Annotated in this window: 19 protein-coding genes; 13 read left to right on the top strand and 6 right to left on the bottom strand. The window is 66.6% G+C overall.

Annotation, left to right across the window (positions count from 1 at the left end; genetic code table 11):
* Window positions 1–39 precede the first annotated feature (39 nt).
* Together ACWPN8_RS10260 and ACWPN8_RS10255 are read left to right on the top strand one after the other, a co-directional pair.
* Window positions 40–2,631, top strand: a complete 2,592-nt coding sequence (locus ACWPN8_RS10260; protein ID WP_492240711.1) for a response regulator — start codon at window positions 40–42, stop codon at window positions 2,629–2,631.
* A gap of 8 nt (window positions 2,632–2,639) precedes the next feature.
* Window positions 2,640–4,526: a response regulator gene (locus tag ACWPN8_RS10255; protein ID WP_109096842.1), complete on the top strand. Its 1,887-nt coding sequence runs from the start codon at window positions 2,640–2,642 to the stop codon at window positions 4,524–4,526.
* Window positions 4,527–4,541: 15 nt separating this feature from the next.
* Here ACWPN8_RS10255 and ACWPN8_RS10250 read toward each other — a convergent pair whose 3' ends face one another.
* Entirely contained in the window at window positions 4,542–4,949 is a 408-nt protein-coding gene (locus ACWPN8_RS10250; protein WP_492240710.1) for an RcnB family protein, read from the bottom strand.
* A gap of 184 nt (window positions 4,950–5,133) precedes the next feature.
* Between ACWPN8_RS10250 and ACWPN8_RS10245 the strand changes: the two genes are divergently transcribed.
* Complete coding sequence (locus ACWPN8_RS10245) at window positions 5,134–5,316, top strand: hypothetical protein (RefSeq protein WP_492240709.1); 183 nt, start codon at window positions 5,134–5,136, stop codon at window positions 5,314–5,316.
* Window positions 5,317–5,376: 60 nt separating this feature from the next.
* Here the strand turns inward: ACWPN8_RS10245 and ACWPN8_RS10240 are convergent, their stop codons facing one another.
* Window positions 5,377–5,562 (bottom strand): hypothetical protein, encoded by a 186-nt coding sequence (locus ACWPN8_RS10240; protein ID WP_143273396.1) that lies wholly within the window; start codon window positions 5,560–5,562, stop codon window positions 5,377–5,379.
* Between the two features lie 379 nt (window positions 5,563–5,941).
* Window positions 5,942–6,373, bottom strand: a complete 432-nt coding sequence (locus ACWPN8_RS10235) for an ATP-binding protein (RefSeq protein ID WP_492240708.1) — start codon at window positions 6,371–6,373, stop codon at window positions 5,942–5,944.
* A gap of 258 nt (window positions 6,374–6,631) precedes the next feature.
* Between ACWPN8_RS10235 and ACWPN8_RS10230 the strand changes: the two genes are divergently transcribed.
* From ACWPN8_RS10230 to ACWPN8_RS10195, 8 genes are all read left to right on the top strand, one after another.
* On the top strand, window positions 6,632–7,414 hold the full coding sequence (locus ACWPN8_RS10230) for a tetratricopeptide repeat protein (RefSeq protein ID WP_492240707.1): 783 nt from the start codon (window positions 6,632–6,634) through the stop codon (window positions 7,412–7,414).
* Between the two features lie 242 nt (window positions 7,415–7,656).
* Window positions 7,657–8,691 carry an ABC transporter substrate-binding protein gene (locus ACWPN8_RS10225; protein ID WP_492240706.1) on the top strand — a complete coding sequence of 345 codons (1,035 nt, stop codon included), beginning with the start codon at window positions 7,657–7,659 and terminating at the stop codon, window positions 8,689–8,691.
* A gap of 272 nt (window positions 8,692–8,963) precedes the next feature.
* Window positions 8,964–9,302: an STAS domain-containing protein gene (locus ACWPN8_RS10220; RefSeq protein WP_492240704.1), complete on the top strand. Its 339-nt coding sequence runs from the start codon at window positions 8,964–8,966 to the stop codon at window positions 9,300–9,302.
* A 71-nt stretch (window positions 9,303–9,373) separates the two neighbouring features.
* The gene (locus ACWPN8_RS10215; RefSeq protein WP_098739611.1) at window positions 9,374–9,775 is read left to right on the top strand and encodes a response regulator; all 402 of its coding nucleotides are present in this window, start codon (window positions 9,374–9,376) and stop codon (window positions 9,773–9,775) included.
* A gap of 267 nt (window positions 9,776–10,042) precedes the next feature.
* A complete protein-coding gene (locus tag ACWPN8_RS10210; protein ID WP_492240703.1) occupies window positions 10,043–11,461 on the top strand; it encodes a BON domain-containing protein in 1,419 nt (472 codons plus the stop codon).
* Between the two features lie 241 nt (window positions 11,462–11,702).
* A complete protein-coding gene (locus ACWPN8_RS10205) occupies window positions 11,703–12,311 on the top strand; it encodes a TetR/AcrR family transcriptional regulator (RefSeq protein WP_098739613.1) in 609 nt (202 codons plus the stop codon).
* A gap of 42 nt (window positions 12,312–12,353) precedes the next feature.
* Window positions 12,354–13,688: an efflux RND transporter periplasmic adaptor subunit gene (locus ACWPN8_RS10200; RefSeq protein WP_492240701.1), complete on the top strand. Its 1,335-nt coding sequence runs from the start codon at window positions 12,354–12,356 to the stop codon at window positions 13,686–13,688.
* The gene (locus ACWPN8_RS10195) at window positions 13,685–16,804 is read left to right on the top strand and encodes an efflux RND transporter permease subunit (RefSeq protein ID WP_492240699.1); all 3,120 of its coding nucleotides are present in this window, start codon (window positions 13,685–13,687) and stop codon (window positions 16,802–16,804) included. The genes ACWPN8_RS10200 and ACWPN8_RS10195 overlap by 4 nt, the downstream gene beginning before the upstream one ends.
* Before the next feature lie 42 nt (window positions 16,805–16,846).
* On the opposite strand, the gene ACWPN8_RS10190 is transcribed toward ACWPN8_RS10195, so the two are convergent.
* A complete protein-coding gene (locus tag ACWPN8_RS10190; protein WP_492240698.1) occupies window positions 16,847–17,272 on the bottom strand; it encodes a hypothetical protein in 426 nt (141 codons plus the stop codon).
* Window positions 17,273–17,665: 393 nt separating this feature from the next.
* On the opposite strand from ACWPN8_RS10190, the gene ACWPN8_RS10185 reads away from it, so the two are divergent.
* Both ACWPN8_RS10185 and ACWPN8_RS10180 read left to right on the top strand, forming a co-directional pair.
* Window positions 17,666–19,555 (top strand): PAS-domain containing protein, encoded by a 1,890-nt coding sequence (locus tag ACWPN8_RS10185; RefSeq protein ID WP_492240697.1) that lies wholly within the window; start codon window positions 17,666–17,668, stop codon window positions 19,553–19,555.
* A 396-nt stretch (window positions 19,556–19,951) separates the two neighbouring features.
* Entirely contained in the window at window positions 19,952–21,481 is a 1,530-nt protein-coding gene (locus tag ACWPN8_RS10180; RefSeq protein WP_492240696.1) for a sensor domain-containing diguanylate cyclase, read from the top strand.
* Window positions 21,482–21,494: 13 nt separating this feature from the next.
* Here ACWPN8_RS10180 and ACWPN8_RS10175 read toward each other — a convergent pair whose 3' ends face one another.
* Both ACWPN8_RS10175 and ACWPN8_RS10170 read right to left on the bottom strand, forming a co-directional pair.
* A complete protein-coding gene (locus ACWPN8_RS10175) occupies window positions 21,495–23,546 on the bottom strand; it encodes an ATP-binding protein (protein WP_492240695.1) in 2,052 nt (683 codons plus the stop codon).
* Between the two features lie 360 nt (window positions 23,547–23,906).
* Window positions 23,907–25,598: a methyl-accepting chemotaxis protein gene (locus ACWPN8_RS10170; protein WP_492240693.1), complete on the bottom strand. Its 1,692-nt coding sequence runs from the start codon at window positions 25,596–25,598 to the stop codon at window positions 23,907–23,909.
* Between the last annotated feature and the right edge of the window lie 138 nt (window positions 25,599–25,736).

Raw genomic sequence — 25,736 nt, 5'->3', positions numbered from 1 at the left:
ACTACTCTTCCGCCACCCTTTCGGACCGACGGAGGCCCCGTGGACGTTGCAGGCACCGACCGACCGCATCCCACCGGGGGTGCCGCCAGACCGGTGTCCGGTCCGTCGGGTCTTTCCGCCTCGTTTCCCGGCCTGCTGGCCGGGCTGACCGGCATCGGCGCCCTGGCCGCGCTGTCTGCGGGCGGGCAGGTCGGCTGGCCGGTCGCCGCCGCGCTGGCCGCCGCCGGCGGTCTGGCCCTGTGGAGCGCCCGGCGTGCCGGAGCCACCGCCACCGCTCTGGCACGCTCCGACGCCGCTCTGCGTCGCGCAACGGACGAGCTGGAGGTGCTGCGCGACCGCTTCCGCGACTTCTCCGCCGTGACGCCCGGCTGGTTCTGGGAAACCGGGTCGGACCATCGCTATCTCTCGCTGTCGGGCGGGCTTACCACGCTGCTCGGCTGCGATCCGCGGACGGTGTTCGGCGATTCCCTTCTCGACCTCGGGCTTCTGGTCACCGACGAGGCGACCTGGGCGGAATACCGTACCGACATCGAGGCCGGCCGGTCCTTCCGCGATCTCGAGGTGAGCTTTGAGGGGGTGGATGGGCGCGACCTCGTGCTGCGGCTCAGCGCCGTACCGGTGCGCGGGGCCGACGGGCGCTTCCGCGGCTATCGCGGCTGCGGTGTCGATGCCACCGCCGAGACACTGGCTCTGGTGGAGGCGCGCTTCATGCAGGCGGTGGTGCATGACGCCATCGACAGCGTGTCGGAAGGATTCGTGCTGTTCAGCGCCGACGGCCGGCTGCTGATCTGCAACGAGCAGTATCGCCGCGCCTATCCCACCATCGCCGACATGCTGACCCCCGGCCGCAGCTTCTCCGAGATTCTGCACGCCGCCGCCGAGCGTGGCGGCTACGAGGGCGGCGGCGACATCGGCGCCTGGGTGGAGCAGCGGCTGACCCGTCATCTCCAGCACTCCACCCCGGTCGACGGCCGGCTGTCCGACGGGCGCTGGTACCGCATCAGCGAGCATGCCACCGGCACCGGCGGCGTGGTGAAGATCCTGATGGACATCACCGAGTTGAAGACGCGGGAAGAGGAGCTGGCCGGCCAGACCGCCCGGTTGGAACAGACCGTCGGCGCCCTGCGCGAGAGCGAGCTGCGCTACCGCCAGCTCGTCGAGCTGGCCCCCTACGGCATCGTCATCTGGGACCGCGCCGCCATCCGCTTCGCCAACGGGGCCGCCGCGGCGATCCTCGGCACCGCGGCATATGCGCTGGAAGGCCAATTGCTGGCCGGATTTCTGGAAAACGATGGGACGGGGGGCGAGGCGCTGGCCGCGACGCTCGCCGCCGCTGCCGAGGGGGAGGAGCGCCGGCTGGAATGCGACGCCCTGCGCCCGACCGGCGAACGCCGCCGGCTGGAGGTCGCGGCCAGTCAGGCCGTCTATGGCGGCGGGCCGGCGGTGCTGCTGGTGCTGAACGACATCACCGACCGCCGCCGGGTGGAGGGCGAGCTTCAGCGCGCCCAGAAGATGGAGGCGGTGGGGCGCATGGCCGGTGGCATCGCCCATGAATTCAACAACATGCTGACCGCCATCGGCGGCTTCGCCCGGCTGGCGGAGCGCAATCCGGCCGATCCCGACCGCGTTCTGACCTGCGTGCAGGAGATCGCCAAGGCGTCCGAGCGGGCGGCGGCGCTGACTGCGCAGCTCTTGGACTTCTCCCATCGCCGGGTGACCGACGAGCGCGAGGTGGTCGCCGTCGCTCCGCTGGTGCGCGACCTGCGCGTCTTCCTGAAACCCCTGCTCAGCGCCGGCATCGACGTGACGATTTCGGCCGATGACGAAAGCGCGCACGCGCTGGTCAACCCGGTGACGCTGAACCAGGCTCTGCTGAACCTCGCGCTCAACGGGCGCGATGCCATGCCCCATGGCGGAACCCTGACCATCGCCCTGGCAGTGGAGACGCCGGACGACGCCTTCTTTGCGCGTCACCGCGGCCTGAAGCCGGGCCGCTACGTCGCGATCCGCGTCAGCGATCAGGGGACGGGCGTGCCGGCGGAGATCCGCGACCGTGTCTGGGAGCCCTTCTTCACCACCAAGGAACCGGGGAAGGGCACAGGACTCGGCCTGTGGATGGTCTACGGCACGGCGCAGCAGTCAGGCGGCTCGGTCGAACTGGAGGGCGAGGAGGGGCAGGGTGCCACCTTCGCGCTCTATCTGCCCGCCATCGAACCGCCGGCATCGCCGGTTGGGCTCGACCCCCTGCAGGTCGCGGAGGGGGAGGGCGCGGTCATCCTGCTGGTCGATGACGAGGACTCGGTGCGCCGCTACCTCCGCCTCGTGCTGGAGGAGGCCGGCTGCACGGTGGTGGAGGCATCCGACGGGCAGGAGGCGCTGACCCGCTATGACGAGGCCGGCGGTCTGTTCGATGCGGTGGTCAGCGACGTGTCGATGCCGCGGATGAACGGGCTGGAGCTTGCCCGCGAATTGGAGACCCGCAACCAGCTTCTGCCCATCCTGTTCCTGACCGGCTACGCCTCGCGCGAGACGGCGGCCGGGCTGACGGCGCAGGAGGGGCGGCAGATCGTGATGAAGCCGGTGGCGCCCGAGCGGCTGCTCGGCGCGCTCCGCGACCTGCTGGCCCTGTGAGGGCGGAGATGGAGGAGTCCCGCCACGACATCCCCGCTGCGGAACCGGTCCTGGAGGAGGCGGAGGGTTCGGCCCCTGCCGCCTGCCGCGAGCCGGCCGACTTCTACACGCCGGCCGGCCGGGACGGAGTTGGCCGCTTCTGCCGCCGCTTCCTCGACGAGAACGCGCTGACCGCCACGGAGCTGCTGCACCACCCGCGCCACCAGACCGGGCTGTCCAACACCGCCACCTTCGTCGCCATCCTGACGCAGGCCGAGCGGGCGATGGACCGGAAGGGCGGCATGACGCCGCTGGTCAACGAGATCGCCCGGCTGACGCGCGAGCGGGTGAAGGAACATCCGCCGCCCGATTTCCTGTCCGCCGATTATCCCGGCACGGCGGCGGAACTGCTGTCCGTCGGCGGCTTCCTCGGCCGTTTCCTTCTCGACGCCGCCGTCACCCAGCATATCGCCGTCTGCCGCAACTTCGCCGAGAAGGCTGAGGCGCTGCTGAACCTCGCCGAGACCACCGAGCATCCCGACGCGCTGGCGCCGGTGGAGCGGCTGCTGGGAGAGATCCTGCTGAGCGACGCCGGCACCGCGTCCTGTGCGCGGGATGCGCCCTTCACCACCCTGATCGACCTGATCGTGACGCTGATCGCCACCGACCGGCCAATGGCGGACGACGCCCCATCGGTGTTCCGCCGGCTGGATGCGGTGATGCGCCGGGTGCCGATGCCGGGCCTGCGCGACGCGCTGGCCGCCGCCTTCCGCCGCGAGATGGCCAAGCCCGCCTGCTTCACCATCGCCAGCGCCGGCGACATGTTCGGCATCGAGGCGGTGCAGCGCGAGATTCTGGCGCTGAGCGACCTGTCCGCCCGCCTGCGCGACCGCGAGGGCGCCTATGTCGGCGGTGCGCGGACGGAGGCGGCGCTGCAACGCCGCACCGCCCTGCTGGTCAACGAGGACACGGTCCCGGAGATCACCCGTGGCCGCAACTTCGTGCAGAAGCTGCGCATCCTGTTCGTGCTCCAGAAGATGCCGCTGTCACCCACCGCAGCCAAGGCGGTGGCCGATTACCTGAAGAGCTTCTTCGACAGCCGCGACTTCGCCGGCCGGCTGCTGGACTGCTGGAAGGACCGGAACGAGAAGCTGAAGGGGCTTGCGGAGGTTCAGCGCCTCGTGCTGTCCAGCGCCTTCCCCGACGAGGAGCGCGAGTATCTCGGCGGCCAGCTCGACGACATCCAGAACGCCTTCCTGCGCACCCAGCGCGTGCTGACCCCGCTGATCCAGGCCAAGGACGATCCGCCGGCCGACACCGTTCTCGACATCGTCCGGCTGGCCGGGGAGGGGGCCTTCTGCTCCGGCAAGAGCCGGCTGGCGGTGGCCCGCGTGCTCTACCGCCATTGCCACCGGCCGCGCTTCGTCCGCCATGTGCTTCTGAACGCGCCGGGGCCGAAGGAACGGCTGGCGCGTGCCAACTGGCTGCGGCAGGCGCTGGGCATGGTCGGCGTGCCCTTCATCGACCTGTCCTCCCACCGCGTCCTGGTGGTGGATGACGAGGCCGGGCCGCGAGCCTTCGTCACCTCCGTCCTCCAGGAACTGGGCATCGGCCACATCGTCACCGCCGCCGACGGCCAGGAGGCGCTGGAGCGCTTCCAGGCCGACGGTGCGGCCTATGACCTGATCGTCTGCGACTGGATGATGCCGCGGCTGAGCGGCCTCGACCTGCTGAAGCAGGTGCGCGAGACCCGCGGCGACCTGCCTTTCCTGATGGTCACGGCGCTGGCGACGCTGGATGCGGTGAAGAAGGCGCTTGCCCATCAGGTCAGCGGCTACATCGCCAAGCCCTTCACGCCCGACCAGCTGGAGGAGAAGATCTTCCTGGTCCTGGCGCAGAAGGGTTTTGGCGATTAGGGGCGAGTGCTCCGGTCAGCGGAACAGGCCGGGCATGATCTCCACGATGATGCCGCTGGCGGAAACGACCAGCACGGCATCATGGTTGGCGCGGACCCAGCGATGGCCCCGCGGCGGGCGGTGCAGGTGATAGGCGGCGGGGCGTGCGATCACATGACGGGGCGCGCGCCACTCCTGCGGCAGACGCTCGCCGGCCCGCCAGCCATATGCCTTCGGCGGACCGGGGCGATGGACCGGCTGACGGCCGGGGTGCTCGTACCGCGGGCCATGATCGTACCCGCGGGGCTGCTGCGGCTGCGGGTACTGGTGGCCGGCCGGGCGGTCGTCCGGGCCGGGCTGCCATCCCTGGGCCATTGCGGGCGTTCCGGTCGCCGCGGTTACGGCGAGGATAACGGCGGCCACGGCGAGCAGGGTCTTTTTCATGCTGTCCATCCTATCGCGTCCGGCGCTCCCCGGTCTCGGCCGGGGGCGTCCATGGCGATCAGGATGGCTGACCTTCGTTGCCGGCCTGTGTCCGGCGGTGATGGATTCGGTAACAGAGTGTATCCGGGACGAATGTCGGCAGCCGCCTGTTGTGATGGAACCATCCGACGGAAGGAGCGATCCCATGGCAGACCGGAAACCCGACAGCGGCAAGATCTTGTCCAACGAGCCCGACCGCGACATCGCCGACCCGCTCGAGGCGGCCAGGGAGGTGTCCGATACCGGCAAGCCGATCACCCCCGATACCGAATTGGCCAAGCACATCGACCGTCCGGCGGAGAAGGGCAAGGCCGGGAAAACGAGCTGAGGGAACGGGTTGGCGGAGTGGAGACCGGTCCCTCTCCCTTCCCGGGAGAGGGGCTTTCCGTCACCGCAGCTCCAGCCCCGCCTGCTTGAAGGCTCGGGCGAGCGCGTCGACGATGGCCGGGTCGACTTCACCCGTGCCGTAATCGAGGTTCATCACGGCGTACCACGGAACGCCAGCCTTGTTCGCCAGCATCCGTGTCGACCAGCCAAGGCGCAGCCGTGCCTCTTGGCACTGCGTCCCTGTCATGATGCGTCGACTCCACACGTTAGCGTCCGCCTTCCATGCTCCTGCCCCGGTCCGCATCGGCTTACCCGAACGGTCGGTCCCGGCCGCAACCTGGGGCTATCCACAATAGTGCAAGAATTTGATCCCCTTGTCATGTGTCGGTTTGTTGCAGAGCGAAACGCTCTGCTTTGCCGGATTGTCATGGAAGGCAACTCGCCGGCATTTGATGAAAAGCGTGTAAGGTTCGCCAATCCATCTATATGCCCCCGACAACATTGGGGACTTGGCGATCAGGGCGTTGCCCGGATCGGAGTCCCAGGCGGATAAGGCTTCCATGAAGTTTTTTTGAAACGGGACTGTTCCCAGGCTGCCCTTCTCGGTTGCGCTCCGCCGCCGGCCGTCAGGCGATGCGCTTGGCGAGCACCGTCAGGTTAAGGCCGCCTTCCCGCCGGTGGCTGGCGCGGTCCATCAATTTGCCGACCAGAAAAACGCCCAGCCCGCCGATCCGCCGGCTCTCCAGATCGCCGCCTAGGTCCGGCGAAGGGGCCTCGGCGAAGGGATCGAAGGCGTCGGCATCGTCCTCCACCTCAGCCCGCAGTTCCAGCCCATCGGTTTCCAGCCGCACACGGATTCCATGCCCGCCGCCACCGCCGCGGCCATGCGAAACAATGTTGGTGACGAGTTCATCGAGGCAGAGCGTGAAGCGGAAGGCGAGGTCAGGGGACAACCGGTTGCGCGCGATGAAGCTTTCCACCGCGGCGGCCAGCCGGCCGAGTTCCGACAGGTCGCTGCGCAGGACCATCTCCAGGCGGTTCGCCGCTGCACCATCCATCCGCTCCGCCTCCCGGCCCCACTTTTTCCCCTATGCCTCCGGGTATCGCGGGGGCGCGAAGGGATGGTCATTCTTAACCGATGGCGTCGGCGTGACAATTCCTCGACCGCCGGCTGGGGAGGTTGAACGGGCGGCGGCAGGGGGACAAACTCGGGTGAAGGGGTTCGGCCACAACGCTGCGGCGACCGGAATAAAGCCGGTTCGCGCGGTGTTGGTGGAACGGAACCCCGGGGGACAATCGACGAAGGTGCCGGCGCCATGTCCATGCTTGCCACACCCATGCTTGCCACGCCCACGCTCTGGACCCGGATGAAGGCCGAACTGGGCGACAGCGACGCGCAATACCGGCTGGCGGAGGCCGTGCGGACGGCCGATGTCGCCGCTTCGGTTATCTGGTACCGCCGGGCCGCCCGCCAGGGCCATGTCGCGGCGCAGACCATGCTTGCCTTCCTGCTCGCCAACGGCATCGGCGTACCGCCCGACCCGCGCCGGGCGGTCTCCTGGTATCGCCGCGCCGCCGCCAAGGGCGATGTCGGCGCGCAGAACAATCTGGGCTACATGCACGAACATGGCGCCGGCGTGCCCTGCGATCCGGCCAAGGCGGCACTGTGGTACCGGCTTGCCGCGCTCCAGCACTCCGCTCCCGCCCAGGTCAACCTCGCCCTGCTGCTGCTCGACGGCCGCGGAATTGACCGTGACGAGACCGAAGCGGTTCGCTGGCTGCGTGCCGCCGCCGAACAGGGGCACCCAGCCGCGCAATACCGCCTTGGCCTGTGTCTGCGTGAGGGAGTCGGCGCCGCCCGCGATCCGGCCGAAGCTGCCCTTTGGCTTCAGGCGGCGGCAGCGGCCGGTGACCGCGACGCGCTGTTGGCACTGGCCGAACTGCGGCAAACCGTCCTCCCCGACCTGCGCCCGGACATGTCCCAGGACTTGGACGCCGCGGAGGATGAGGACGATGCGGCACCATGGCGGCCGGAACAGCGCCGCATGCAGGAAATCCCCATGCGGAACGCCCATGCCGACGCGATGCCGCCCGGCTGAGGCCGTCAGGATGGCCGCCGATCTGATATATTAGAATAATCTGGGAAACCGCTTGCAAGCTCCGCCGGAATCGCGGTTCATCTGAGGGGTAGCGCCCTGCGAAGGGACGCCGGGCGGATGACGATGGAGCTTCGGTCGGCTCGTGGCTGATGCATCGGCGTTTCATGACGGCGGCGTGCCATGAGGCCGGACGGCGCGCCCGGCAGGGCCGCTCCCGCGGTCCGGCCGCAGGAGGCATGACCATGAGGCGTTTCGGAGACGAATTTCACGGCATCCGCCGCCGCTCTCTCCTGGGCCTTGCCGCCGGCGGTCTGCTGCTGCCGGCCTTTCCCCTCGCGGCGGCGGTGCCGGCCTTCCGCATCACCATGGTTCTTGGCCGGGGCGAGAGCGACAACGAATACGGCTTCAAGGACTATCTGGACCGCCATGGGCTGAAGGTCGATTATACCATCCGCGACACCGGCGGCGATCCCGCCCGCCTGCCGGCCATCGTGGAGGAGATCAAGGACACCCGCCCCGATCTGGTCTACAGCTTCGGCACGCCCCAGACCCGTGGCATCGTCGGTCCCTTCGACGATGCCGATCCGCGCCGCCACGTCACCGATATTCCGGTGGTCTTCACTTTCGTCGCCGCACCGGTGGACGCGAAGATCGTGCCCGACCTCGGCCGGCCGGGGCGCAACGTCACCGGCACCATCCACATCGCACCCATCGCAGTGCAGTTGAGCACCATTCTTGCCTATCGCCCGATCAGGCGGCTGGGCATCGTCTACAACCCGCAGGAACGCAATTCCGTCCTCACCATCGAGGGGCTGCGCGCGGAGATGGCGTTGCGCGGGTTGGACCTGGTGGAGGAACCGGTGCCGCTGAACGACCGTGGCGAGCCGGTCGCTGCCGCCGTTCCCGATGCGCTGGCCCGGGTGGCGGGCCGCGGGGCGGAGGTGCTGTATATCGGCCCCGACACCTTCATCGCCTTTCACAACCGCTCTGTCGTCGCGGCCGAAGCGCTGCGCCTGCGGCTGCCGACCTTCTCGGCGACCGAACTGATCGTGCGCACCGACAAGGCGATGCTGGCGCTGGCCAACAGCGCCTACGGCATCGGCCACTTCACCGCCTTCAAGGCGGCGCAGATTCTGATCGACCAGACCGACCCGGCGGACATCCCGGTGGAAACGCTGAAGCGCTTCTCCGTCATCATCAACATGGCCACCGCGCGGGCTCTCGACTGTTACCCACCCATCGGCCTGCTGAACTTCGCCGAAATCATCGAGTCATGAGCGTCCCACCTCCCGCAGCCCCGCCATATGACGCCATTTCCCTGGATGGCGGTGCGGCGCGCGGTGGCTGCCGTCCGCCTGCTGGACCCGGAGGACTGGGACCTGCTCGCCCACATCTTTCGCAAGACGGCCTTGGTCGCCTATGACGCGCTGGGCCTGCCGATGGCGGAGAGGCGCGATAAGTGCGGTTCCTGCTGCGCTGCGAAGGCATCGTCGGCACTCCGCCGACATGCTATAACCGGAGGCCTGGAAGGATATGGCGGGAGCCGGGTATGCACATTGCCGAGCGAACGGAAAATGGCGTCATTGTGTTGCACCCGGTCGGACGTATCGATAGCGGCAGCACAGGCGAATTTGAACGCGTTCTGATGTCCGTTATCGGCGATGAGGGCACGCGGATTGTTGTCGATATGGCCCAGCTTGCCTACATCAGTTCGGCCGGGCTTCGCTCCCTGCTGGTCGCCGCCAAGGCGGCCCGGGCGAAGCGCGGCTCGATCGTCCTGTCCGCGATGGCGCCGAATATCCGCGAGATGTTCGATGTCAGCGGATTTTCGTCCCTGTTCCAGATCCATGCCGATGCGGCTGCGGCCGTTGCGGCAGTGGGTGGGTGAGGGGCGCGCGCAGACTTCCGCCGGCCGCGGCCGGCTTTTCGATAAGGCGGTTCCCAAAAGGAGCCGGGTGCATGATGGGAAGTGCCAATCGCCCCAACATCCTGGTCGTCGAGGATTCGCCGGCCGTGCGGCTGTCCGTCGCCGGATATCTCGAGGGGCGCGGTTTCGACGTTACGGAAGCGGAGAACGGGCGGGCGGCGATCCGCGCCCTCGACCGCCGCAGTTTCGACCTGATCGTCACCGACGTGCTGATGCCGGAGGTGGACGGGATCGAACTGATCAAGGCTGCCCGCAGCACCCAGCCGGACGTGAAGATCCTCGCCATGTCCGGCGGTGCGCCCAACATGCCGGCCGGCTATCTGCTGAAGATGACCCGCATGTTCAATGCGGATGAGATCATATACAAACCTTTCCTCAACGAGGAGTTGGGGGCCGCGGTTGCCCGTCTGCTCGACCAGTCGCTGCCAAATTAAGCAGATTGAAGTCTTTGCCCAATAAAAGGGCGCAAAAGAAAACGGCTTCGGTGCATGAAGCGCCGAAGCCGTAAGTGATGCGTGGAACCAACCGTGCTCCCCTCCGCAAGCCCCGTGCCAGAACTCTCCCTTTTCCCTGTGATCGGCCACTGAATTTCCGGAACGCCGTTTGACCGCCCCTGTTGTTCGGGACAGACGGGCGTGGCGACGCCATGCGTGACGCCGCCCCGCCCATTCAAGAATCCTGAAAAGAGGGAGCCGACCACGATGGCGCAGTACGAGAATCGGTGGCGTGGCGAGGGCCGCGACTGGCGCGACGAGGACCGTGAACCCAACCGGCACCGCGATTGGGGCGAGGGGCCGAGCCGCACCGGCATCTATGGTCAGGACCGGAGCCGTGAACAGGAAGGGGACTGGAACCGCGCCCAGGGCGGGGAAGACAGCCGACAGCGCGAGAGCATGTATCGCACCCAGGCCCACCGCCATCAGGACGAGCAGGGCCGTGACTACCGCGACGCCGGCTATGGCGGACGTGTCGGCAACGAATCGGGCGGTTACGGCCGCGATTCCCATTACGAAGACAACCGCCGCGACAATTCCCGCGAGATGGAGCGGGTCTATGATCGCAACTTCGGCGGCGGGCGCGACATGAGCCGCGGCGGCTATGAGGCCGGCTATGGCGGCCGGTCGGGCTCCGGCGGCTATGGCGGTTATGCCGGGGCCGGCAACGCCGGAACCGAAGGCAACTACACCAGCCGTGATGTCGGCAGCGCCGATTACCGCGACCGCGATTATGGCGTCCGCCCCTATGGCGAGCGGAATTACGGCGGCCGCAGCTCCGAAAGCAGCGACCAGCGCTACCGCGATTATGGATCCCGCCCTTACGGTCCCCAATCCAGCGGTTATGGCGGCGGTTACGACTCCGGCCGGGACCGTGGCGATTGGAACCGCGGCGACTGGAGCCGGCGCGATCTCGGCGGCAGTTCCGCCACCAGCTATGGCGCAGGCTATGAGCGCGACAATTACCGCAGTCGCTCCCGGGGCGAACAGCGCGGCTTCTGGGAACAGGCCGGCGACGAGATCGCCTCCTGGTTCGGCGATGACGACGCGGAACGCCGCCGGCACGAGGACCAAGCGCGTGCCTCCCAGCATCGCGGCCGTGGCCCGCGGGGCTACAGCCGGTCCGACGAGCGTGTGCGCGAGGATGTCAGCGACCGGCTGACCGACGATGCCTACATCGACGCCTCCGACATCGAGGTGGCGGTCAGTGGCGGCGAGGTGACGCTGACCGGCATGGTCCCCGACCGCAACACCAAGCGCCGGGCAGAAGATGTTGCCGAGTCCGTCTCCGGCGTGTCGCATGTGCAGAACAACCTGCGCGTCCGTGTTCAGGCCGGAAGCCAGGGTGGTTCCAACTGGGGCAGTTCGACCGGCGCCGGCGCCTCGGCGATGGCGAATGCCGGTGGCACCGGCTCAACCCCCGGCGGCACCTCGTCGTCGATGGGCGGGACGACAGGCGGCCTCCAGGGTTCCGACACCACCAGCGCCGGCACTGCTGCCGGCGTCGGCGCCGGAACCAGCGGCGGCCCGGCCGGCGCATCGGCGGGCACCGGTTCGATGGCAGGCTCGACCACCGGCGTGACCGGCTCGACCGGCATCGGCCGCACCCCCACCACGCGGAGCTGACGCCTCCCGTCACCGCTTTGGATTGAATGGGCGCGAAGCCCGGCCTCCCAGGTAATTCCCCCCTGGGCAGGTCGGGCTTCGCGCTTTTTTACGGTCTCGGGGCCGTCAATCCGCCCGATCCGGTCATGGAAAGGAAACAGTTCCACCACATGACGCCGAATTCATTTTTATTGGAAACAGGTTCCTTGACACTCTAAGGATCTCGACTATCGTCAGTTTTTGAAACCCGTGAGTTCCATTCATGCCTCTTGATGCGGAAGAGATACCCGACTGGCGCGCTCGGCGGCGCGAGGTGATCCTCAATGCCGCGGCGGAGCTTTTCGCCGGCCGCGATTATGCCTCGGTCCAGGTGGAAGAGGTGGCGAAACGGGCGGGCGTGGGCAAGGCCACGCTCTATCGCTACTTCCCCTCCAAGGAAGAGCTTTATCTGGAATCGCTGGAACGCGCGCTTGGCGGGCTGGAGCACAAGCTGAACGCCGAACTGGCGCCGCAGCAGGTGCCGGCGTCGGTCCGGCTGTCCGCCATGGTCTCGGCCCTGGTCGACACCTTGAGCGAGCAGTTGCAGACGCTGAAGCTGCTGGGCGGCGACCAGTCCGATCTGGCCGACCGCACCCGGCGCATCCTGCGCCGCCGCAGCCAGCGCACCGCCACCGCGTTGCAGCAGGTGCTGGCCGACGGCATGGCGTCCGGCGAGTTCCGCAAGATCGACCTGGAGGTCGTGCCGCTGCTGATCATCGGCATGGTCCGCGGCGGCATCATGCAGCTGGGCGAACGCCCGCGTGAGGCGCTGGAGCGCTCCGTCATCGATATCCTGATGTCCGGCATCACCAATCTGCCCCCCTTTATCTAAGCCTGTGCCGGCCCCTGGCTCCGGCGTTTGGAGTCCCATCGGATGAGACGGTTTTTCCTGGTCCTGCTGCTGGCCGCTGTGATCGGCGGCGGCGGGTACTATTGGTATGCGACCCACAATGCCGGGGCGGATGGCAGGACGGCTGCGGACGGCCAGAAGCCGCAAGCCAAGGGGGCGGCTCCGGCCGGTGCCGGCCGGGCGGTTCCCGTGGTGACGCAGACGGTGGCGGCTCAGGCGGTGCCCGAACAGATCGTCACCATCGGCAGCGTCCAGCCCATCGCCGCCATCGCCATCAAGGCCCGCGTCGACAGCGCGGTAGAAACCGTCAACTTCACCGAAGGGCAGGAGGTGAAGACCGGCGATACGCTCTTCACCCTGGACAGCCGGTCGCTCGACGCCCAGCTGCGTCAGGCCCAGGCCAATCTGGAGCGCGACCGCGCCAATCTGGAAAAGGCCAAGGGCGACGTGAAGCGCTATGCGGAGCTGGTGCGGACCAGCGCCATCTCCCGCACCACCTATGACGCCGCGGTCGCCACCGCCGACGCGCTGGAGGGGACGGTCAAGGCCGACCTCGCGGCGATCGAGGCGGCGAAGGTCTCGCTCAGCTTCACCCGAATCGCCGCCCCGATGGACGGCCGCACCGGCACCGTCGCCGCCAAGGTCGGCACCATGGTCCGCGCCGCCGACACCAACCCGCTGGTCACCCTGACACAGCTGCGCCCGATCAACGTCTCCTTCAACGTCCCGGAAAAGCATCTGCCGGCGATCCGCGCCGCGATGGCCAGCGGCTCGCTTCCCGTGACCGCCACCATCGCCGGCGGCCATGGCCAAAATCCGGGGGGCGATAAGGCGGAAGGCAAGCTGTCCTTCGTCGACAGCCAGGTCGACCAGCAAACCGGCACCATCCTGGTGAAGGGCGAGTTTCCGAACGCCGACACCCGCCTGTGGCCCGGCCAGTTCGTCGACACCGTCCTGACGCTGCGCGTTGAGCAGAACGCCCTGACCGTCGCCGACCTTGCCGTCCAGACCGGGCAGAAGGGCCGCTTCGTCTATGTCGTCAAGGCCGACGAAACGGTCGAGGTCCGCCCGGTCACCGTCGAGCGCAGCCATGGCGGCCTCAGCGTCGTCGCCTCCGGCCTGAAGGCGGGCGAGCGGGTGGTGGTCGATGGCCAGTCGCGCCTGTTCCCCGGCGCGAAGATCACCGAGAAGGCCGGCGGCAAGCCCGCCGCCCCAGCCGGCTCTCCTGGCGGCGGCGAGACCGCCGAGGGCGGACGCCAGCAGGGTTCCGCCACCCAGGACGCCGCCCGCAGCACGGCAACCAACGGGGCGGCCAGCGGCCAGTCCGCCGAGGGCAAGAGCACCGGGGGTGCCACGTGAACCTCTCCGAACTCTGCATCCGCCGTCCGGTGATGACCATTCTCCTGACGGCGGCCCTGGTTCTCAGCGGTCTGGCGGCCTACCGCCAGCTGCCCACCGCGGCGCTGCCGCGGGTCGATTTCCCGGTGGTCAGCGTCACCGCCACCCTGCCGGGCGCCTCGCCGGAGACCATGGCGGCGTCGGTCGCCAGCCCGCTGGAGCGCGAGTTCTCGACAATCGCCGGCATCGACACCATCACGTCGAACAGCACGCTCGGCAACACCAGCATCACCATCCAGTTCGTGCTGGAACGCGACATCGACGCGGCGGCGGCAGACGTGCAGGCGGCCATCGCCCGCACCCAGCGCCGACTGCCGGCGGAGATGACGACCCCGCCCAGCTACCGCAAGGTCAACCCGGCCGACCAGCCGATCCTGTTCCTGTCGCTGAACTCGCCGACCCTGCCGCTGGCGCAGCTGAACGACATCGCCGAAACGCTGATCCAGCCCAAGGTCGCCACCCTGCCGGGCGTCGCCCAGGTGCAGATCTACGGCTCGCAGAAATACGCGGTGCGGGTGCAGGTCAACCCCAACGCCCTGGCCCTGCGCGGCATCGGCATCGACGAGTTGCAGAAGGCGCTGGCCGCCGCCAACGCCAACACGCCGGTCGGCACCCTGACCGGCCAGCAGCAGCAGCTGGTCATCGCCGCCAACCCGCAGCTTCCCGACGCCGCCGCCTTCCGCCAGCTGATCGTCGCCTACCGGAACAGCGCGCCCGTCCGCCTGGGCGACGTGGCGCAGGTGCTGGACAGCGTCGAGAACGACCGCACCGCCAGCTGGCTGAACGGCACCCGCAGCATCATGCTGGCGGTCCAGCGCCAGCCCGACGCCAACACCGTCGACGTGGTCGACCGCGTGCGCGAACTGGTGCCGGTCTTCCAGACCCAGCTTCCCGCCGCCGCCGCCATCCAGGTGGTCAACGACCGCTCCGAATCGATCCGTCAGGCGGTGGAGGACGTGCAGTTCACGCTGGGCCTGACCATCGTGCTGGTCGTCATGGTGATCTTCCTGTTCCTGCGCCGGCTGTCGGCGACGCTGATCCCGGCGCTGGCCGTGCCGATCTCGCTGATCGCGACGGCCGGCGGCATGCATCTGCTGGGCTTCTCAGTCGACAACATCTCGCTGATGGCGCTGACGCTGGCGGTCGGCCTCGTGGTCGACGACGCCATCGTCATGATGGAGAACATCGTCCGCTACGTCGAAGAGGGAATGAAGCCGTTCGAGGCCGCCATCAAGGGCTCGCGCGAGATCGGCTTCACCATCCTGTCGATCACCCTGTCGCTGGTCGCGGTCTTCATCCCGATCCTGCTGATGGGCGGCGTGGTCGGGCGGCTGTTCCACGAGTTCGCCCTGGTCGTCACCATGTCCATCGGCGCCTCGGCCTTCGTGTCGCTGACGCTGACGCCGATGATGTGCTCGCGCTTCCTCACCCATGCCCATGACCAGAAGGAGGGCTGGTTCGGCCGCATGCTGGAGGGCGGCTTCTCCGCGGTGCTGAACGGCTATGCCCGCACGCTGCGCTGGACCCTGCGCCACCGCCCGCTGATGGGGCTGGTGATGATCGGCACCGTCATCGGCACGGCGCTGCTCTACCAGGCGATCCCGAAGGGCTTCTTCCCGACCGAGGACATCGGCCAGATCCAGGTGACGACCGAGGCGCGGGCTGACATTGCCTTCCCGTCGATGGCGGAGCGGCAGCAGCAGGTCGCCGCCATCATCAAGGCCAATCCGGCGGTTGTCGACGTCATCTCCTCCGTCGGCGTCGGCGGCAGCACTGGCAACCAGGGCCGCATGTTCATCACCCTGAAACCGCGTGACGAGCGTCCGTCGGCGACCGAGGTGATCCAGCAGATTCGTCGGCAGGTCAACGGCATCCCCGGCATGGCGGTCTACATGCAGCCGGTGCAGAACCTGCGCATCGGCGGCCGCGCGTCGAAGAGCCTCTACCAGTACACAATCCAGGGCCTCGACCTCGACGAGTTGTACCAGTGGTCGGGCCGTCTGGAACAGACGCTGCGCGGCATCCCCATCCTGCAGGACGTGACCAGCGACCTTCAGCTCAACAACCCGCAGGCCTACGTCCACATCGACCGCGAGAAGGCGGCGACGCTGGGCCTCGGCGTCGATCAGGTGCGCTCGACCCTGTACAGCGCCTTCGGCCAGCGGCAGGTCTCGACCATCTATACCCCCAGCAACGACTATCAGGTGCTGATCGAACTGGAGCCGAAATACCAGGGCGACGACAGTTCGCTGTCGCGCATCTATGTCCGCTCCACCACCACCAGCAAGCTGGTTCCGCTCGACGCCTTCGCGCGGGTGGAGCGCACCGCCGGCCCGCTGGCAGTGGCGCACCAGGGACAGCTTCCGGCCGTCACCCTGTCCTTCAACCTGGCGCCCGGCGCCTCGCTGGGGCAGGCGGTCGACCTGATCCGCGCGTCGGAGCGGGAGATGGGGCTGCCGCCCACCATCACCACCGGCTTCGCCGGCACCGCCCAGGTGTTCCAGGATGCCCAGGCCGGTCAGGCGCTGCTGCTCTCCGCGGCGGTGCTGGTGATCTACATCGTGCTGGGCGTGCTGTACGAGAGCTTCATCCACCCGCTGACCATCCTGTCCGGCCTGCCGTCGGCGGCCATCGGCGCGCTGGCCACGCTGATGCTGTTCGATGTCGAACTCAGCGTCATCGCCATCATCGGCATCCTGATGCTGATCGGCATCGTTAAGAAGAACGCGATCATGATGATCGACTTCGCGGTGGATGCCCGGCGCAACGGCATGTCGGCGCGCGACGCCATCGAGCAGGCCTGCCTGCTGCGCTTCCGCCCGATCATCATGACGACGATGGCGGCGATCATGGGCACCCTGCCCATCGCCATCGCCCATGGCGCGGCAGCGGAACTACGCCAGCCGCTGGGGCTCGCCGTCGTCGGCGGGCTGTGCGTGTCGCAGGTTCTGACGCTCTACATCACGCCGTCGCTCTACCTCTACATGGAGGATTTCGGTCACTTCATGAGCAACCTGTTCCGCGGCCGCAAGGCGGACATTCCCCATGGCCCGATGCCGGCGGGCGGCGACGACTGAGGGGCGCGTGGATTTCCCTCTCCCGCCTTGGGAGAGGGGCGTTCACACCGCGATCTGGGTGACCATCGGCGTGTTGACCCCGGCATCGGCGCGGCGGTAGGCGTCGATGGCTTCGGACCAGGGTTCGATGGTCAGGCCGCTGCCCATGGCCTCCTGATGGATGCTCTGGGCGACATAGCCGGCGTTGGGAAGAGCGTTCAGCGGAACCGGGCCGCCATTGACCGGGCTGGATTCCTCCGCCGCACCGCCGATGGCAAACCCACCGGACGAACCGGCAGCCTTCCGCGCCCGTGTCGCCGTCGACTCTCCGTCGGCGCGGCCGCTGCCCTGCAGGGCGTCGCCGGTCGCCTCGGTGCCCTCTTTGCCGCGCTTGCGTTCCTCATCACCAGAGACGCGCCGGATCGGCTGGACCGCCGCAGCATCGCTCGCCAGCATCTGACGCAGCTTCGCAAGGCCCGAACTGGGCATCGCGCTGGTCGGTGCGGGAAGGGCGGCCAATCCGGACAAGGGGCGGTTACCTCACGGGAGCAGGAAACGCGGGGTGAGCGGAATGCAGGGCGGCATAGTATCGCTCATCGGACGATCTTGCACAAACCTGTCGCCACCCGAAACAGGCTAGTGCGGCAAAGGTTCCGAAATACTTAAAATGTCCCATAAATGTTGCGTGGTTGTGATGCGGTGATGCAGACGAAGGCTCGGCAGGATGGGCCGTGGCTGTTACAGTGGGACGTTCGATTGTGGACACGCGTAACGATGGATGGCGCGCCGACCTTGCCAGCCCGGATCCCCGACCTCCCGACGAACCATTCACCTGCGGTTGATTTGCCCGGACAGGAACCCGTTGCCGGCGACGATCTTGCGGTGCTTGCGCTGGACCAGATGGACCAGGGCGTGATGCTGGTCGATCCCGACCTCCGGGTTCGCGTGATCAACCCCCGGCTCTACGAGATGTTCGACGTGCCGACGGGCTATATGCCGGGCGACGACTATGCCCGCATGGTCCATTACCTCGCCCGCCGCGGCGAGTATGGACCGGGCGACCCCGATGTCCTCGCGGCCGGTCATCTTGAACGGACGCGCCGGGCCGATCCGCCGCTCTATGAGCATCGCCGCCCCGACGGCCGCGTGCTGGAGGTGCGGACCCGCCGGACCTCCGCCGGCGGATTCGTCCGCACCTATTCCGACGTGACCGAGCGCCGCCGGGCGGAGGATGACCTTGCGACGCAGCGCCACATGCTGCGTCTGACGCTGGAGAATATGGGGCAGGGCATCGTCCTGCTGGACCGCGACCTGCACTACATTGCCTGGAACCGCCATGCGCTGGACATCCTCGGCGTGTCGGAGGAGGTGATGTGCGGCAAGCCGGCGCTGTCCGACATCGTGCGCCATCAGATCGCTTCGGGTCTGGTCGCCATGCCGGTGGGAGCCCCCGATTTCGGCCACGATCTGGACGCCAAGACCCGCTATCTGATGGACCGTCTGGGGCGGCCTGAGCAGGAGTTCGTCTATGCCCGCCCCCAGGGTGACGGCCGCTTCATCGAGGTGCGGGTGGTGCCGTTGCCGGACGGCGGGCAGGTGCGGACCTTCACCGACATCACCGACCGCGTCATCGCCGATGAGGCGCTGCGCCAGAGCCGCGAAATCCTGACCGGGGTGATTGACGCCATCCCGGCGCTGATCGACGTGAAGGATCGCGACGGCACGGTCCGGCTGACCAACCGTTTCTACCGCGAGACCTACGGTCCCGCCGCCGCCCCGCCTCCCGGCCCTGCGAGCGAGCGTGCAACGGCGCTCGACCGGCTGGTGGTGGACAGCAGCCAGGGCGTTCCTTTCCACGAGGACCGCGCCCCCGACGGCGACGGCGCGATGCGCGATTGGCTGACCACCAAGATGCCGCTGACCGACGAGGGGGGCGAGGTCACCCACATCGTCACGGTGGCGCTGGACATCACCGCGCGCAAGCGGGCGGAGGCCGAACTGCGCGATGCCCAGGCCAGCCTGATCCAGGCGGAGAAGCTGTCTTCGCTGGCCCAACTGGTCGCCGGCGTCGCGCATGAGGTGAACACGCCCATCGGCGTCACCCTGACCGCCATTTCCCATCTGGGCGAGGAGGTCGGCCGCATCCGCGCCCTGTTCGAGGAGAACCGCATCCGCCGCAGCGATTTCCAGGATTTCCTGGACGTCGCCTGGGAATCGACGCGGATGATCCTGTCGAACGTCGAGCGCGCCACCGGCCTGATCCAGAGCTTCAAGCAGGTCGCCTCCGACCAGGCGAGCGGCGAGCGCCGCCCCTTCGACCTCGCCGCCTATGTCGACGAGGTGCTGCTGAGCCTGAGGCCCCGCCTGCGCCGGACCCGCGTGACGGTCGACCTCGACATTCCCGCCGGCCTGATCGTCGACGGCTATCCCGGCTCCTTCGCGCAGGTGCTGTCGAACCTGATCATCAATGCCCTGGTCCATGCCTATGACGAGGGCGAGACCGGCCGCATCCTGCTCACCGCCCGCGAACAGCCGTCCGGCTGGATCGAGATGCATTATGCCGACGACGGCAAGGGCATCCCCGCCGAGAACCGCCCCCGCATTTTCGAGCCCTTCTTCACCACCAAGCGCGGCATGGGCGCCAGCGGGCTGGGCCTCAGCATCTGCGCCAACATCATGACCGGCACGATGCGCGGCAGCATCTCGCTGGAGGATGACGGCGGGACGGGAACGCGGTTCGTGCTGCGTTTTCCGGTGCGGTTCGACGGTTAGCCCGTTCTCTGATTTTGCGGACGGCCGCTGTTGAGGAAATTCAGGCAGCGACGTGCTTCCTATGCCGGTCGGATGCTTGGAAGAACTGAAGCGCGACGTTCGCGAGGTTGAAATTCATTAAAGAACAATGATCTGATTTCAGTCTTTGGATGTAGATGCAGGGCATGGCCGGGTGGAAAATTACCTGCATCGAAAAACAAAAAATTCAAAGCATGAATGAAAATGTATCCAGAGTATGTTTTCATGAGAATTATATAAATAAAATTGGTGACCTCCCTTATTGAAACGCACCTGATTCCATAAATATTAATAAGATGTGATTGATTGATTTTCTAGAGAGGAAAAATCTTGCCGGCGAGAGGGAAAGCTCGTTTCCATCTGAGGGTATGGATCTCCGTGATTGCGATTGCCTTCGTTTTTTCGGCGTCATCTTTGTGTATTATCACCTTCGACAATGTCAGGGATTACCGGAATCTTGATCAGAAGATGGCTGAGAGCAACGTCCTCATGACGTCGAAGGCGTATAGTGAGTATGTGCTCAGGATCATCCAGAAAATCGATCAGACATCTCAGATAATATTAAGCGAATATAGAGAGGGGCATGCTCCTCTGGATTCGATCGTAAAGAGCGCATCTTCCATCATTATGCCAGAATATCTATTTCAGGTTTCGGTAGTGAACAAAAACGGGTTCCTGATATTTTCAAACTTGAGTAAAGTTACCGAGCCGATTGACTTGTCTGACAGAGAGCATTTTCGGATCCATCTGGAGGACAAGCGCGACTTTCTGTACATTAGCAAGCCGGTTCTCGGGCGTGTGTCCCGTAAATGGTCGATCCAATTCACCCGCAAGATCATCAACAAACAAGGGGAATTCGATGGGGTGATCGTTCTGTCCGTCGATCCTTCCTATCTCGCGAATTTTTCAAACAGCGTCCTGCTCGGAGAAAGAGACGCGATCGGCTTGTCGCGGTACGACGGAGCGATCCTGTCCAGGGTGGTTGGGGGAATCTACCAGGAGCAATATTTCGGCACCGTGATCGGTTCGCGCCCTTACATGAGCGCACTTGCTCCCGACGCCGGCGTGTACGAGGCAGAAAGTCCCGTCGACGGGGTTCAGCGCTTCGTAGGCTACCAGAAGCTTCGCGACTATGGATTGGTCGCCGTCGCACTTTTCGATAAGGAAGCGGCATTCGCCCGGTCGGATCAAGCGCTGTCGACCGCCTATCTGATCGTCGGCGCCGGGACGTTCCTGTTGGCGCTGGCGTCCCTGGCGTCCGCCTTGGCGATACGCGCGGTCCTGCATGAATATGTAATCGAGCAGACGATGAACGCCGAATTGCGGACTGCCCATGATGAATTGGCGGTTGCGCACGCGTGCCTGAAAATGAGGGAAGAGGAACTGGTTGTCCTGTCTGAAACCGATCCGCTTTGCCGAATCGCCAATCGACGCCGTTTCATGACCGTAGCCGATGCCGAATTGATCCGGCATCGGCGTTACAGGAGAATTTTCAGCCTGCTGATTCTTGATGTCGATCACTTCAAGGCAATCAACGACACGCATGGCCATGGTGTCGGCGATGCGGTGCTCGTGGCCCTTGCCAATACAATCAAGACGCGTCTGCGCGAGACGGACACATTCGCCCGGATCGGTGGCGAGGAGTTTGCCGTCTTTCTTCCCGAAACCGATGTGAACGGGGCTCTCTCCCTGGCCGAAGACATGCGGCAGGCGGTATCGAGGACATGCATCGATGCAGGGGAGGGGCGGACGGTCTCGTTAACGGTCAGCATTGGAATCGCCTGCTCACACAGAGACTCGGCTTCGGTGAGCGATATCTTGAACAATGCCGACCATGCGCTTTACGCCGCAAAGCGCGGTGGTCGCAATCGCTCCATGGTTGAGGGAAACCACACGCTTCCGGTTTGACTGTCCGGCAGCCTCACCCCGCGATCAGTTCCCGGATCCGCGCCGCCAGCACATCCATGGCGAAGGGCTTGGTCAGCACCGACATGCCGGGTTCGAGCTGGCCGTTGTTCAGCAGCGCGTTCTCGGCGAAGCCGGTGATGAACAGCGTCTTCAGCTTCGGGCGGCCGACGCGGGCGAGATCGATCATCTGGCGGCCGTTCATGCCGCCGGGCAGGCCGACATCGGTCACCACCAGATCGATGCGCGCGCCCGATTGCAGAACCCGCAGGCCGGCTGCACCGTCCGCCGCCTCGATTGCCGCATAACCCAGGTCGCTCAACAGGTCCATCACCATCAGGCGCAGGCTCGGCTCGTCGTCCACCACCAGAACGGTCTCGCCCTGCCGTGCCGGCAGGGTCGTGGCCGGCTCCTCGCGCATCTCCTCCTCTTCCGCTTCGCCGCGGTGGCGGGGCAGATACAGGCACACCATGGTGCCCTCGCCGACCTCCGAATAGATCTTCACATGCCCGCCCGACTGCTTGGCGAAACCATAGATCATCGACAGACCCAGCCCGGTCCCCTGGCCGATGGGCTTGGTGGTGAAGAAGGGGTCGAAGGCCTTCTCGATCACGTCCGGCGTCATGCCGGTACCGTTGTCCGACACGCAGAGCGAGACATACTGGCCGGGCTGCATGTCCTGCTGCCGCGCCCCTTCATGGTCGATCCAGCGGTTGCCGGTCTCGATGGTGATCCGGCCGCCCTTCGGCATGGCGTCGCGCGCGTTGATGCAGAGGTTCAGCAGCGAGTTTTCCAATTGGGAGGGATCGACCATCGTCGCCCACAGCCCGGACATGCCGACCATCTCCACCTGGATGCCCGGTCCCACCGTGCGCTGGACGAGATCCAGCATGCCGCCGACCAGCCGGTTCATGTTGACCGCCTTCGGTGCCAGGGTCTGCTGGCGGGAGAAGGCGAGCAGCCGGTGGGTCAGCGCCGCCGCACGCCGCACCGCGCCCTGGGCGGCGATGATGAACTTGTCCAGCTCGTTTACGCGGCCCTGATCGACGCGGGCGGCAATGCGTTCCAGGGCGCCCGAGATGCCGGCCAGCAAGTTGTTGAAGTCGTGCGCCAACCCGCCGGTCAGCTGTCCGACCGCTTCCATCTTCTGCGACTGGCGCAGCTGCTCCTCGGCGCGCATCAGTTCGGCGGTGCGTTCGGCGACGCGCTGTTCCAGCGTTTCGTTCAGCGCGCGCAGCGCCGCCGTCGCCCTGTCGCGCTCGGCCTCAACCGCGCGGCGCTCCTCGACGTCCAGCAGCACGCCGGGGAAACTCAATGGCGTGCCGTCGGGCCCGTGCTCGACCCGTCCGTTCGCCTCGATCCAGTAATAGTTCCCGTCCGACCGCTTGACCCGATACTGATGGGCATAGGCGCCGCCGCGGGCGATGACCTCCTGGATGGCAGCGAGCAGCCCCGGCTTGTCGTCCGGGTGGACGCTGGTGACCACCTGCTCCAGGCTGAGCCCGTCGCGGCCCAGCGAGGGGTCGAGACCGAAGGATTCGGCGAACGGCTTGTCCACTGTGAAACGATTGGCGGGCAGGTCCCAATTCCAGGTGCCGATGATGGCGCCGGCCGCCAGTGCCAGCTGGACGCGCTGCACATTCTCCCGCGCCAGCGCCTCGCTGACGCGCAACGCCTCTTCCGCGTGGCGCCGCGCGGTGATGTTGCGGAACAGGACGGAGACCTGGCGCAGGCTGGCCGGTTCCAGCCTTGCCGCCGACACCTCGATGTAACGATCCACCAGTGCAAAATGGCGCTCGAATCGGATGGGCTCGCCGGTGCGCAGGACATTGCCGTACAGCTCGATCCAGCCATCCGCCTCGGCCGGCGCCAGATCGCGCACCGCCATGCCGACGATGTTGCGGATGCCGGTCTGGCGTTCGTACCCGTCGTTGGCCTCGATGTGGATGTAATCGGTGAGGTTGCCGTCGGCATCCTCGCTGAACTCGATGATGCAGAACCCGTCGTCCAGAGCGTTGAACAGAGCGCGATACCGGTCCTCGCTCCGGTCCGACAGCTCAGACGTCAACCGATGTTCCGCCACTCGACTCTCCCTCGTCCCGCCGGACCCACAAGCTCCGGCGCCCTGTTCTATCGGCCGGCAGGCGCTCGAGAGCAATTCGACGTAATAAATATGCGAAAAGGATAATCCCCCGGCAGACTATGGGTTGGGACAGATGCCCCATGCAATGGCGCAGTCTCCGGGAAAAAACTGCTCAGGGATATGCAACCGCAGAGGCATTGGGCGGCCGCTCCGACCGTTCCATTTCCCGAAGCGGAAGGGCAGCCGAAGCTGCCCTTTTTTCAAGACTGGAAGTTCGCGTTTTTACTCACCTGTCCCATCGGCGGTGGAGGATGCGGGCACATTCTCCCGTCCTCTGCAATGCCCTCACGCCGCGCGGATACCGGCCAGGAAGCGTTCGACCTCGATCTTCATCTGTTCGGATTGCCGCGACAGTTGGCCCGCGGCCCCCAGCACCTGGGTCGCCGCACTGCCGGTCTGGGTGGCGCCCTGGCTGACCTCGGCGATGTTCGCCGTCACCACCTCGGTTCCCCGCGCCGCCTCCTGGACGTTGCGGGCGATCTCGCCGGTCGCGGCCCCCTGTTCCTCGATGGCCGACGCGATGGAGGTGGCGATATCGTTGATCGTGGTGATGGTGCCGCCGATCCCGGTGATGGCGTTTGCGGCTTCGCCGGTCGCCTGCTGCATCGCCTGGATCTGGCCGGCAATCTCTTCCGTCGCCTTGGCGGTCTGGGTGGCGAGATTCTTTACTTCGCTGGCCACCACGGCGAAGCCCTTGCCGGCCTCGCCGGCACGGGCCGCCTCGATGGTGGCGTTCAGTGCCAGAAGGTTGGTCTGGCTGGCGATGTCGGTGATCAGCTTCACCACGTCGCCGATGCGCTGGGCCGCCTCGACCAGCCCCTGGACCTGCCGGTTGGTCGCGTCCGCCTCGCTGACCGCCTGGGCAGCGATGGTGGTGGAGCGCGAAACCTGCGCGCTGATTTCCGAGATCGACGCCGTCAGTTCGTCGGTCGCCGACGCCACCGTCTGCACGTTGACCGAGGCCTGCTCCGCGGCGGCGGCCGTGCTGGCGGCCTGGCTGTTGGTCTGTTCGGCGGTGTGAGACATGCTCTGTGCAGTGGCGTCCAGTTCAGTGGCGGCGGCGCTCACGGTGCGCAGGATGCCCGACATGCTGCTGTCGAAGCCGGCGACCAGCCGTTCCACCGCGGCGGTGCGCCGCTCCTTGTCCAGCCGTTCCGCCTCCTCGGCCGCCGCCATGCGGGCACGGTCAAGCGCGTTCTGGCGGAAGACCTCGACAGCGCGGGCCATGCCGCCGATCTCGTCGTCACGGTCCTTGCCGGCCACCTCGACCGACAGGTCGCCATCCGCGAGGCGGGACATCGTCCCGGTGATGCCGGTGATCGGCTTGACGATGCCGGAGCGCGACACGGCGACGCTGACCACGACCGCCAGGCCGATGCCGCCGATGCCGACGACAAGCATCAGGGTGATCATGTGGGTGCTGAAGGCGTCGAGTTCGTCGTTCGCCTGCTGGATGCTGTCGATGTTCCGCTGTGCCGCCGCCTCCAGGGACTTGCCCAGCGCGGTGCGGCTGGCCCGGCTTTCCGGTGTGTCGCCGTGCTTCTGCGCCGCCTCCGGAGAGACTTCGACGCCGAGCCGGGCGACCTCGTTGCGGATGGCGACGAACTCGTTGGCGCTGGCCACCATCTTCTGGAAGTCGGCCTTGCGGTCGGGCGTCAGCAGACGTTCCCACTCCGCCATCCGCTTGCCGATCGATTCAGTCGACTCCCTGATCCCCTTGCTGAACAGCTGGGCGTCGTCCTTCGACTTGACGGCATAGAGGCCGCGGCTGTCCATCACCGTCTTGTAGATCAGGCTGCTGACCTGTTCGGCGAGCAGCGCCCGCTGCGAGCGGATCTGGATGTCATCGACCCTGCCGCCGAAGGTCTGGATCGCGAGGAAGCCGATGGTGCCGATTACGGACGCGATCAACGCCATCAAGATGACGATGGCGGAGATTTTGCGGCTGATGCTGATGCGGGTTAGCAGGGTGCCCATGGGCCGGCTCGTTTTTGGCGGGAGGAATATTCCCCTCACCATACTGTAGTATGCCTTTGAGCTTATCGAGCCAAGTTGCAGCGAATTCGGTCGGAAATCGCCTTGCAGCAGCGAATTCCGTCCGGGAATTTCAGAAGT

This window comes from Azospirillum sp. UENF 112521, from assembly GCF_058780665.1.
The sequence above is the reverse complement of the archived record's forward strand: the minus strand, read 5'-3'. Positions and strand labels throughout refer to the sequence as shown.

Excerpts from the sequence above, each read along its gene's own strand:
- ACWPN8_RS10255 (WP_109096842.1), top strand. The coding sequence starts at position 2,640 with ATGGAGGAGTCCCGCCACGACATCCCCGCTGCGGAACCGGTCCTGGAG.
- ACWPN8_RS10250 (WP_492240710.1), bottom strand. The coding sequence starts at position 4,949 with ATGAAAAAGACCCTGCTCGCCGTGGCCGCCGTTATCCTCGCCGTAACC.
- ACWPN8_RS10245 (WP_492240709.1), top strand. The coding sequence starts at position 5,134 with ATGGCAGACCGGAAACCCGACAGCGGCAAGATCTTGTCCAACGAGCCC.
- ACWPN8_RS10240 (WP_143273396.1), bottom strand. The coding sequence starts at position 5,562 with ATGACAGGGACGCAGTGCCAAGAGGCACGGCTGCGCCTTGGCTGGTCG.
- ACWPN8_RS10235 (WP_492240708.1), bottom strand. The coding sequence starts at position 6,373 with ATGGATGGTGCAGCGGCGAACCGCCTGGAGATGGTCCTGCGCAGCGAC.
- ACWPN8_RS10230 (WP_492240707.1), top strand. The coding sequence starts at position 6,632 with ATGTCCATGCTTGCCACACCCATGCTTGCCACGCCCACGCTCTGGACC.
- ACWPN8_RS10225 (WP_492240706.1), top strand. The coding sequence starts at position 7,657 with ATGAGGCGTTTCGGAGACGAATTTCACGGCATCCGCCGCCGCTCTCTC.
- ACWPN8_RS10220 (WP_492240704.1), top strand. The coding sequence starts at position 8,964 with ATGCACATTGCCGAGCGAACGGAAAATGGCGTCATTGTGTTGCACCCG.
- ACWPN8_RS10215 (WP_098739611.1), top strand. The coding sequence starts at position 9,374 with ATGATGGGAAGTGCCAATCGCCCCAACATCCTGGTCGTCGAGGATTCG.
- ACWPN8_RS10210 (WP_492240703.1), top strand. The coding sequence starts at position 10,043 with ATGGCGCAGTACGAGAATCGGTGGCGTGGCGAGGGCCGCGACTGGCGC.
- ACWPN8_RS10205 (WP_098739613.1), top strand. The coding sequence starts at position 11,703 with ATGCCTCTTGATGCGGAAGAGATACCCGACTGGCGCGCTCGGCGGCGC.
- ACWPN8_RS10200 (WP_492240701.1), top strand. The coding sequence starts at position 12,354 with ATGAGACGGTTTTTCCTGGTCCTGCTGCTGGCCGCTGTGATCGGCGGC.
- ACWPN8_RS10190 (WP_492240698.1), bottom strand. The coding sequence starts at position 17,272 with ATGCCCAGTTCGGGCCTTGCGAAGCTGCGTCAGATGCTGGCGAGCGAT.
- ACWPN8_RS10170 (WP_492240693.1), bottom strand. The coding sequence starts at position 25,598 with ATGGGCACCCTGCTAACCCGCATCAGCATCAGCCGCAAAATCTCCGCC.